This window comes from Vibrio sp. AND4, from assembly GCF_000171815.1.
In the GTDB taxonomy this organism is placed as follows: Bacteria; Pseudomonadota; Gammaproteobacteria; order Enterobacterales; family Vibrionaceae; genus Vibrio.
The window spans coordinates 25,741-36,511 of the sequence record NZ_ABGR01000020.1 but is presented as its reverse complement, the minus strand read 5'-3'; the positions used below and the strand labels follow the sequence as shown (position 1 = coordinate 36,511).

At 46.4% G+C, this 10,771-nt stretch carries 9 protein-coding genes and 1 riboswitch; of the genes, 8 read left to right on the top strand and 1 reads right to left on the bottom strand.

All coding sequences use genetic code 11. The features are described from left to right. Nucleotides 1-104: 104 nt before the first annotated feature. From AND4_RS15105 to thiH, 8 genes are all read left to right on the top strand, one after another. Complete coding sequence (locus AND4_RS15105; protein WP_043991745.1) at nt 105-1,487, top strand: multicopper oxidase family protein; 1,383 nt, start codon at nt 105-107, stop codon at nt 1,485-1,487. Nucleotides 1,488-1,610: 123 nt separating this feature from the next. Next, on the top strand, nt 1,611-1,994 hold the full coding sequence (gene crcB, locus AND4_RS15100) for a fluoride efflux transporter CrcB (protein WP_009843844.1): 384 nt from the start codon (nt 1,611-1,613) through the stop codon (nt 1,992-1,994). Nucleotides 1,995-2,055: 61 nt separating this feature from the next. Further along, nucleotides 2,056-2,154: riboswitch (TPP riboswitch) on the top strand. Between the two features lie 165 nt (nt 2,155-2,319). Beyond that, complete coding sequence (thiC, locus tag AND4_RS15095; RefSeq protein WP_009843843.1) at nt 2,320-4,260, top strand: phosphomethylpyrimidine synthase ThiC; 1,941 nt, start codon at nt 2,320-2,322, stop codon at nt 4,258-4,260. Then, nucleotides 4,260-5,675, top strand: coding sequence for a thiamine phosphate synthase (locus AND4_RS15090; RefSeq protein ID WP_009843842.1), 1,416 nt, complete (start codon nt 4,260-4,262; stop codon nt 5,673-5,675). Before thiC ends, AND4_RS15090 begins: the two co-directional genes overlap by 1 nt. Then, nucleotides 5,662-6,453: a HesA/MoeB/ThiF family protein gene (locus AND4_RS15085; protein ID WP_009843841.1), complete on the top strand. Its 792-nt coding sequence runs from the start codon at nt 5,662-5,664 to the stop codon at nt 6,451-6,453. The genes AND4_RS15090 and AND4_RS15085 overlap by 14 nt, the downstream gene beginning before the upstream one ends. Nucleotides 6,454-6,473: 20 nt before the next feature. Next, the gene (thiS, locus tag AND4_RS15080; RefSeq protein WP_043991740.1) at nt 6,474-6,728 is read left to right on the top strand and encodes a sulfur carrier protein ThiS; all 255 of its coding nucleotides are present in this window, start codon (nt 6,474-6,476) and stop codon (nt 6,726-6,728) included. A 5-nt stretch (nt 6,729-6,733) separates the two neighbouring features. Then, a complete protein-coding gene (locus AND4_RS15075) occupies nt 6,734-7,501 on the top strand; it encodes a thiazole synthase (protein WP_009843839.1) in 768 nt (255 codons plus the stop codon). A 33-nt stretch (nt 7,502-7,534) separates the two neighbouring features. Next, on the top strand, nt 7,535-8,662 hold the full coding sequence (gene thiH / locus AND4_RS15070; protein ID WP_009843838.1) for a 2-iminoacetate synthase ThiH: 1,128 nt from the start codon (nt 7,535-7,537) through the stop codon (nt 8,660-8,662). A 115-nt stretch (nt 8,663-8,777) separates the two neighbouring features. On the opposite strand, the gene AND4_RS15065 is transcribed toward thiH, so the two are convergent. Next, nucleotides 8,778-10,568 (bottom strand): aminopeptidase P family protein, encoded by a 1,791-nt coding sequence (locus tag AND4_RS15065; protein WP_009843837.1) that lies wholly within the window; start codon nt 10,566-10,568, stop codon nt 8,778-8,780. Nucleotides 10,569-10,771 lie beyond the last annotated feature (203 nt).

The window sequence follows — 10,771 nt, the reverse complement described above, 5'->3', positions numbered from 1 at the left end:
ATTTATATACTCATAACTCCTGGGATATACTTAAAAGATAACTGAGAATCATTATTAATAATTGGTTACACTCACACTAATTGGAATAATGAGTGATTAAATACATGGAAACTTCTCGTCGACGCTTTCTTCAATCTTCCCTAGCAATCTCTGTACTTACTGTCCTACCTGCATGTTCTCTATCAAGGGGCACCAATACACAGGGGCAGTATATTTACGATATCACTGCAGAACCTTCAACAGCTGAATTGGTTCCGGGTTTTACGACAGATGTGCTCGCGTTTAATGGTGCTATTCCAGCCCCTACAATCCGTTGTCGCCAGGGCGAGAGAGTGACCATTCGGTTTACCAACAAGCTTTCAGAACCAACTACTATCCACTGGCACGGTCTACGAATTCCTATTGAAATGGATGGCGTACCTTTCTTAAGTCAACCGCCAATCATGCCAGGTGAAACCTTTGTCTATGAGTTTACACCGCCAGACGCTGGTACGTTTTGGTATCACCCCCACATGAATAGTGTTAAGCAGCTCGGGATGGGATTAGTTGGGCTAATCATCGTTGAAGAGGCTGAGCCTGTTCAGTTTGATGAAGAGCATGAAGTCGTCCTTAAACATTGGCATATAGATAAGCAGGGGCAGTGGAAGAACTTAATGGTGCCGCGCTTAAGCGCACGGATGGGGACGCCAGGGGAGTGGAGTAGTGTTAACGGCGTTCATGAGCCTGTCTACACGCTAAAACAGAACGCCACGACTCGACTAAGAATTGCGAATGTTGACAATACCATTACTTACCCGATCGCTATTGAAGGCGCAGAGGCTTGGGTTATTGCTATTGACGGTAACCCCGTGAAAACGCCTTATAAGCTTATACAGCATAAAATTGGCCCCGGAATGAGGTTAGATATCGGATTACTTGCTCCAAAGGCAGGAGAACGTGTTTATGTGCGTCAAATGAAAGGACGCTTTCCATTTCCGTTGTGTGAGTTCGATGTTGTTGAGTCCGATTTAGCGACCAACCAGAAACTGCCTTTGCTGCCTCTCAACCCTGTGCCTGATCTTGATTTAGAAAATGCTGAGCAAATCGATTATGTTTTTGAGTGGGAAGGGGCAATCACCCCCACAAATAAATCGGGTAAAGTCATGCATAAGTTTTGGTTGATGAACAAACGCGCTTGGGAGGGAATGAGTAAAGATAATGTTCCTGCACCACTTTCAACATTGGAGTTTGGAAAAACCTATATCTTTAATCTAAAGAACGTGACTCAATATCATCATCCTATTCATCTTCATGGACATACATTTACTGTTCTCGAGTTAGATGGAAAGAGACTCAACGAGCCATTCCATACCGATACCGTATTACTGGGTAAAAACGGCAGTGCGAAAGCAGCATTTGTCGCAGATAATCCGGGACGTTGGATGTACCACTGTCATGTGATTGAACATATGAAGACTGGGTTGATGGGGTATATCGAAGTAAAGTGACTCCTGTAACTTTTTAAATCTTGATATATTTTAAGCGCTATACTTTGCTGAATTCTAAGTTTGTATCATCACAATTGGTGCAAATTTGATTACAATATCGCCATTAACTTTTGTGGGGGAATTATGGGACAACTATCCGTTTTAGGTTTTATTGCGTTGGGTGGGGCATTTGGTGCATGTTCTCGTTACTTAATTTCTGAATTTTGTGTGATGCTACTTGGGCGTGGTTTTCCGTATGGTACTTTAACTGTGAACGTAATTGGTTCATTTATTATGGGCCTGCTAATTGCTGCGTTTGAAACTGAGTTGATGGTTACCGACCCATGGCGTCAAATCATAGGGCTCGGATTTTTAGGCGCCTTAACCACATTCTCGACCTTCTCGATGGATAACGTGTTGCTTATGCAGCAGGGCGCTTTCTTTAAGATGGGATTGAACGTACTGTTGAATGTGGTGTTAAGCATTTCAGCTGCGTGGATTGGTTTTCAATTATTGATGCGTAGCTAGCAAAAATACTCAAATTTTAATCAGGTCGGCTTGGTTTAACCAAGCCGTTTTTATATACTGATATTACTTGTCGGAGTGCCATAAGGCTGAGACCGTTAATTCGGGATCCGTTGAACCTGATCAGATTAGAATCTGCGAAGGGAACAAGAGAAGATACCTACACCAGAGTTCTATCTGGTCAACCTATCAAATAATCGAATGTTGTTTTAGACCAAGTGTACCTGCTTAACCTGTCCATCATTTGATTCCTCTTGTCGCATCTATCCGCCAAGCATTTTTATCCAAATACTTTTTATCTAAGCATAACAAAGCAAGGAAAAATGCTATGTCGAGTCGCAAGCAAGCGAGACTGGAAGCAAAACAGTTCATTGATACACTCTCGGTACAACCGTACCCAAATTCAAGCAAAGTTTACGTAGAGGGTTCGCGGCCAGATATTCGTGTGCCAATGCGTGAGATATCACTCGCTGATAGCCTCATTGGAGGCACAAAAGAGGCGCCGATTTTCGAGCCAAATGAGCCAATACGCGTCTACGATACCTCAGGTGTATACACTGACCCAGAACACATGATAGACCTTTACAAAGGCTTACCTAAACTGAGAGAAGAGTGGATTGAAGAACGTGCCGATACTGAGCTGCTGGATGACGTCAGTTCGGTGTATACCAAGCAGCGTTTAGAAGATGAAACCTTAGACGATCTTCGTTATGGCAATCTGCCACGTATTCGGCGTGCTAAAGATGGGCAGTGTGTGACTCAATTACACTACGCTCGTAAAGGCATAATCACTCCAGAAATGGAATACATTGCTCTACGTGAAAATATGGGACGAGCTCAATACCGTGATGAAGGGCTGAATCAACAGCACCCAGGCCAGAGTTTCGGAGCTAACCTACCTAAGGAAATTTCCGCTGAGTTTGTGCGTAAAGAAGTTGCTGAAGGTCGTGCGATTATTCCTTCTAATATTAATCACCCAGAATCAGAACCAATGATCATTGGACGTAACTTTTTGGTCAAAGTGAACGCCAATATAGGTAACTCATCGGTCACTTCTTCGATTGAAGAAGAAGTTGAGAAGCTCGTTTGGGCAACGCGCTGGGGTGGGGATACGGTTATGGATCTCTCGACCGGGCGTAATATTCACGAAACTCGCGAGTGGATTCTTCGCAATAGTCCGGTTCCGATTGGTACTGTCCCTATGTATCAAGCGCTTGAGAAGGTGAATGGTGTTGCGGAAAATCTTAACTGGGAAGTGATGCGCGATACTCTGATTGAGCAAGCTGAGCAAGGCGTTGACTATTTCACTATCCATGCTGGTTTACTACTTCGCTATGTCCCTATGACGGCAAAACGTGTCACGGGCATCGTTTCTCGTGGTGGTTCTATCATCGCGAAATGGTGTTTAGCCCATCACCAAGAAAGCTTCTTATATACCCACTTCCGAGAGATCTGTGAAATCTGTGCTAAGTATGACGTGGCACTCTCTCTCGGTGATGGTTTGCGTCCTGGCTCGGTGGCTGATGCGAACGACGAAGCGCAATTTGCAGAGCTTCGTACTCTAGGGGAATTGACCAAGATAGCGTGGGAATACGACGTTCAGGTCATCATCGAGGGCCCTGGCCATGTTCCAATGCACATGATTAAAGAGAACATGGAAGAGCAGCTAGAGCACTGTCATGAAGCACCTTTCTACACCCTTGGCCCACTGACGACAGACGTTGCCCCTGGTTACGATCATATTACTTCAGGTATCGGCGCTGCCATGATTGGTTGGTATGGCTGTGCGATGCTTTGTTACGTAACTCCTAAAGAGCATCTTGGCTTACCAAACAAAGAAGATGTGAAGGTAGGCATGATCACATACAAGCTTGCTGCCCACGCTGCTGATTTGGCGAAGGGGCACCCTGGTGCACAAGTTCGTGATAACGCGCTTTCTAAAGCTCGCTTCGAGTTCCGCTGGGAAGACCAATTCAACCTGTCACTCGATCCAGATACCGCGCGCGCTTTCCATGACGAAACCTTGCCTCAAGAATCTGGAAAAGTTGCGCACTTCTGTTCGATGTGTGGACCAAAGTTCTGCTCGATGAAGATTTCACAAGAGGTTCGAGAATACGCGAAAGACACTGAGCAAGTAGCGGCGGACCAAGCCATATCAATCAAAATGCTGGATGATCCTCTCGAAGGAATGCGCCAGAAATCGCAAGAATTTAGAGAGTCAGGTTCTGAGTTATACCACCCAGCTTTACATGCCGAGGTAAGTGACTAATGAGCAAAATCCTCATTCCGTCATCATTGTGTGAACTGACCGGGTTAGTTCAGCACTGTTTGTTGTTGGCGAAAGAACAGGGTTTTAGCATCGAAGATATTGAGTTGGGTGTGAGCCCAACTCAATATCTTCAGCTTGTTCGCGACCAACAGATTACGCACATAACGACAGATCTTATTGATGGTTATGACTCTGAGCATGAGTGTTCATTTGTGCTCTATTACCACTCTGCTTTATCGGTAGAAGCGTGCGCTAAGCAACCGTCGAAAGCGATTTATATTGGCATTGCTGATACGCAGGTATCCGATGAAAAGGATAAAGTGCTTCAACTTGATATCTGGCGTCACCCAATTAATGACGAATTGAGAGCGCTTTCTGTTAAGTCCAAGCCCAACGCAATGTTCGATCCTGTACATCACCTTGCTTGGATAGTGGCGCTAACAGTACTCGATTTTCCTATCGAAGATGCGTTAACACTTGCTCGAGGAATGCTAACTCAACAAGCGAATGTTTCACGTGAAACACGATTGAATGACAACCCTAATGAGGGACGGTCTATTCAGTGGGTTGACCAATTTGGTGATTTCCCCACACCTGTACTGGAAGATCACCGACTCGGTATTCAAGTTGGTTGGTCAGCACAAGGAGAAAGCATCGTCTTTCCAACCTTAACCAAGCAAAGCTTAGGACTATACCCAGTCGTTGATGACGTTGCTTGGGTTGAGCGATTAATTCCCTTAGGCATCAACACCATTCAACTGCGAATCAAGAACCCACAACAAGCCGATTTAGAACAACAGATCATTCGAGCAATTGAGCTAGGTCGTCAGTATCAAGCACAAGTGTTCATCAATGATTATTGGCAGTTGGCAATCAAGCATGGCGCTTATGGCGTTCACCTAGGACAAGAAGACATAGAAGAATCGAATTTGGCTCAGCTAACTAAAGCGGGGGTTCGTCTTGGTCTTTCTACGCATGGTTATTATGAGCTACTGCGCATCGTACAAATTCATCCTAGTTACATCGCACTAGGGCACATTTTCCCAACCACCACAAAACAGATGCCATCGAAACCACAAGGTTTGGTGCGCTTGGCATTGTATCAAAAGTTGATTGATAGCATTCCTTACGGAAACAAAAATCTGGCTTTTCGTCCTTCAAAAGACAAAGCAGTTAGTGACTATGTGCTTGGCTTTCCGACGGTCGCGATTGGTGGCATTGACCAATCTAATGCTGACCAAGTGTGGCAAGCAGGTGTCTCTAGCTTGGCAGTTGTGCGTGCTATTACGTTGGCGGAATCGCCTCAGTCCGTCATCGACTTCTTTGCACAACTGATGAAGGAAAGACAACAAACGTTTACTGATCAGAATTGTGAATTGGTGGATACCAAGAGAGGCGAGCATGCTCACGGATAAGCAGTTCCTTCGCTATCAACGCCAAGTCGCTCTGCCTGAAATTGCCGAAATGGGGCAAGAGCGTTTGAGCAAATCGCATGTGCTGATCATCGGTTGTGGTGGGTTAGGGAGCGCAGCGAGTTTGTACTTGGCATCAGCGGGCGTGGGTAAATTGGTTGTGGTCGATGACGATGAAGTTGATAGCAGTAATCTACAACGTCAGATCATTTATCGCGAGAAAGACCTCCAAGTTGCGAAAACAGAAGCAATGGTAAAGCAACTCAGCGAACTTAATTCTATGGTTCAAGTTCGTGCCCTTAATAAGCGATTAGACAAAGCGCAGTTGCAGCTTGAGGTAATGCTGGCGGATGTGGTGCTGGACTGCACCGACAACATGCCAACGCGCCAGCTAATTAATCAAGCTTGTTTCGAGCAAAATACGCCGCTCATCTCAGCGGCAGCAATTGGTTGGCAAGGCCAATTCGCGGTGTTTGATTATCCAACACCAAGAGAACAAGAAGCAGAGAGTCGAGCCTGTTACCGCTGTTTATATCCGTTCGATGAGCTACCACACACTCAAAAGTGCAGTGAGAGCGGTGTCGCTGGTCCAGTGGTCGGCATACTTGGCAACTACCAAGCGCTTGCAGCAATTCAAAAACTGGCGACGGGAAAGTTTCATGTCGAGACGGCTAAGTTACACCTGTTTGATGGATTGAAAATGCAATGGCAAACCATGGCGATAAGCAAAGATAAACAGTGCCAAGTGTGTACTCAAACTTCGCTTATGACTCATGGTTGAAACTAACACAGTAGGAAGCAATGATGTCATCGGAACAACAAATAACACCAATGACCGCAGCTGATTTTGATGTGATCACTATTGTCATCAATGACCAGTCACATCAAGTTGCCAGTGGGTCGAATCTACAGCAAATCATTCGTCAATTTGCGCTGCCTGAAATCGGATGTGTTTTTGCAATTAATAATAAGGTTGTGCCGCGCAGTGAGTGGGCTAGCACAGTTCTTTCGCTGGGAGATAGCATCTCTTTGTTTCAAGCGATCGCAGGGGGTTAACGTCGATGTTTAAAATTGCTGATAAACAATTCGAATCAAGATTGTTCACAGGAACGGGGAAGTTTGCCAACAGCCGGTTAATGGCACAAGCGATCCAAGTTTCGGGCTCTCAACTGGCGACCATGGCGTTGAAGCGTGTGGATGTGTACGACCAACAAGACGATATTTTATTGCCGTTAGTAAAAGCGGGTGTGAACTTATTGCCGAACACCTCGGGTGCAAAGAATGCTAAAGATGCCGTTTTTGCTGCACAACTGGCGAGAGAAGCGTTGGAGACTAACTGGCTAAAACTGGAAATTCATCCCGATCCGAAGTACTTGATGCCCGACCCAATTGAGACACTTGCAGCCGCTGAACAATTGGTTCGTGAAGGCTTCATTGTGCTTCCTTACTGTCATGCTGATCCGGTTCTGTGTAAACGTTTGGAGGAGGTTGGCTGTGCGGCGGTCATGCCATTGGGGGCGCCGATTGGTTCCAACAAAGGGGTAGTATCTCATGATTTCCTAGAGATCATTATCGACCAAGCCAAGATTCCTGTGGTTGTCGATGCGGGTATTGGTGCACCTTCACATGCCGCACGTGCGATGGAAATGGGCGCAGATGCCGTGCTGGTTAATACCGCCATTGCGGCTTCGAGCGATCCCGTTGCAATGGCGAAGGCATTTAAGTTGGCGGTTGAGTCAGGACGCATGGCTTATGAGGCGGGGCTGGTTGGTAAGGTTTCTCATGCGGTTGCGTCGAGTCCACTGACGTCATTTCTAGATGAGCTTTAGTCCTAGATTGGTTAGCTATTAAGCGAGGAAAAAATGAGCTTCGTTGAACAATTTAAGCGACTTAATTGGGATGATATTTCGATGTCGATCTATGCGAAAACGGCACAAGACGTTGAGCGGGCATTGAACAAACCCAAGCGTGATTTGGAAGACTTTAAAGCGCTAATTTCACCTGCGGCTGAAGCGTACTTAGAACAAATGGCGCAGTTGTCATGCTCGGCAACTCGCAAGCGTTTTGGTAATACTATGTCGCTTTATATCCCATTGTATCTCTCTAACTTGTGCGCCAATGCTTGTACTTATTGTGGCTTCTCTATGGAGAACCGAATCAAGCGTCGCACCTTGAATCGGGACGAGGTGGCTGCAGAAGTCGAAGCCATTAAACGCATGAAGTTTGATAGTGTATTGCTGGTGACTGGCGAACACGAAACCAAAGTGGGCATGAAATACTTTCGCGAAATGGTGCCGATGATTAAGCAACGTTTTAACTATTTGGCGATGGAAGTGCAGCCGCTCGATCAAGACGAATATGCAGAGCTCAAGATATTGGGTTTGGATGCGGTGATGGTCTATCAAGAAACGTATCATCCTTCGACTTACGCTGAGCACCATCTGCGTGGCAATAAGATGGATTTCGAATACCGATTGGATACGCCCGACCGCCTCGCAAAGACGGGCATTGATAAGATCGGTATTGGTGCTTTGATAGGGTTGGAAGAGTGGCGCACCGACTGCTTTTATGTGGCAGCGCACTTGGATTATCTTGAGCGCACATATTGGCAGACTCGTTACTCGATTTCTTTCCCGCGTTTGCGTCCTTGTCAGGGAGCCAGTTCTTTAAACGGAAAGCAACCCAAATCAGTCATGACGGATAGGCAGCTCGTTCAGTTGATTTGCGCCTATCGTCTGTTGAATCCAGAAGTGGAGTTGTCGTTATCGACTCGTGAGTCACCCAAGTTCAGAGACAACGCATTACCGTTAGGCATCACCAGCATGTCTGCTGCATCGAAAACTCAGCCGGGAGGTTATGCAATGGAAGATGCAGAACTCGAGCAGTTTGAGATCAGTGATGAGCGAAGTGCAGGTTCAGTGGAAGATATGATTCGAGCCAAAGGCTTTGACCCTGTATGGCGAGATTGGCACTCGGCGTATTCTGGTTAAGCAATAGATAAAGCCACTGATCATCGTTATGTTTCACGTGAAACATGAGTAAAGAAAAGAGGGTTGATGCAAAACATCAACCCTCTACTTTTTTCTAGCTTCTAGCTTCTAGCTTCTAGCTGTGTGCTACAGGTAGCGTTGCTTGACGAAGCCACTCTTTCACATCACCTTCAACTAGCGGGCTGATTTCATCCCATACTTTCTGATGGTAATCATTCAGCCAAGTAAGTTCTGGACGAGTTAGCATATCAAGGTTGATATTACGCTTGTCGATTGGGCAGCGTGTTAGTGACTCGAATGACAGAACAGGGAAGTCACCGTTTGTTGGTGTTTCAACAACAAGCTCTAGGTTTTCAATACGAATACCAAACGCATCTGCACGGTAGTAACCTGGCTCGTTGGACAGCACCATACCTTCTGTTAGAGGCACGTCGATTTGTCTTTTCGAGATGCTTGCCGGACCTTCATGAACATTGAGGAAGTGACCAACGCCGTGACCAGTGCCGTGATCGTAATCGTAGCCCTGTGCCCACAGGTGCTGACGAGCTAGCGTATCGATTTGGTAACCACGTGTGCCTTTCGGGAAACGTGCACGAGCAACACCGATGTGACCTTTTAGTGCGAGAGTGAATTGTTTCACCATCTCTTGCGAAGGCCGACCGATGGCAATAGTACGCGTGATGTCTGTCGTGCCATCTAGATACTGACCGCCTGAATCCACTAGGTAAAGTGTGTTCAGTTCAAGCTTGCCAGGTTGAGGTTGGTTTTCGTGGTTGTAATGACACATCGCCGCGTTGCCACCTGCTGCCGAAATGGTATCGAAGCTAAGATCCATTAGTGTCGGGTCTTCGCTACGAAATGCTTCCAGTTTGTCAGCCAGTGTTGCTTCATCATGCAGATTACCTGCAACGACTTCTGCATCTAACCAAGATAGGAACTTACTCATCGCCACGCCATCACGGATATGACATGCTTTCATGCCTGCGATTTCAACTGCGTTTTTCGCCGCTTTTGGCATTAGGCATGGATCAGCTTTGCTTACCACTGATGCGCCAGCATTTTGGAGAACCAACTTAAACCAAGCGTTACTTGTTGCAGGGTCAACCAGTACATTCTTGCCAGTTAGAGTTTCTAGTCGCGCTTGCAATGCTTCTGGGTGATGAACCGTCACGCCCGCACCAACATGAGCGTCAAATTCAGCAGGTAGACGAGCTGGATCTAGGAAGTATTCGATGCTTGAATCTGAATGCAGAATCGCGTGAGAGAGCAGAACCGGTAAGCGAGATACATCAAGGCCACGAACGTTGAGCAGCCAACAGATAGAATCTAGTGCTGTGATTACTGCGCTGTCTGCGTCGGCTTTTTTCACGAGCTCAGCGATTTCTTGGCGTTTGCTTTCACTTGATTGACCAACCGCTTCTGTTGCCATGAGGCGAACATCAGAAACTATAGGAGCAGGACGGTCGTGCCACAGCTCATCAATTGGGTTGCTGTCGAGAACCTTGAGTTCAAGGGTACCGGCAAGTTTTGCTTGGGCCATGTCTAGCCAAACAGAGTTGTGCATGCGAGGGTCGATTGCTACTGAGGCGCCTTTTGCAAGCTGGTCTTTAATCCAATCTAGTGCTGGCTCTTCAATCAGGTGGCGGTATTCGAATAGATCAGCAGGAACCTGCTTAGTCACTTGTACCGTGTAGCGACCATCAACAAAGATAGCGGCTTTGTCTTTGGTGATTACCGCAGCACCAGCAGAACCGGTAAAACCCGTTAGCCAATGCAAACGCTCGTTGTGCGCTGGTACGTATTCGCCTAAGTACTCATCTTCATGAGGGACAAGTAGGGCATCAATATTATGTTGTGCTAGCCATTCGCGAATTGCATTCACGCGGCTTTGGGTATCGTTGTGCATCTGTGTTATTCCTTCAAATTACCGCTCCTTCATGCTCAGGTGTGGGAGCTGTTTCCATCTGCTTCATGCAGTTTACGATTCCATTGAGGTTCGCAATCACTTCAATAGAGTCGGAGTACAACAGGCCATAGATGAGCCAAAAAGGACTATCGACTGTTAAGCTACTCATTTTACCGTAAGAGCGCAAATCGCGTCCGGGATTT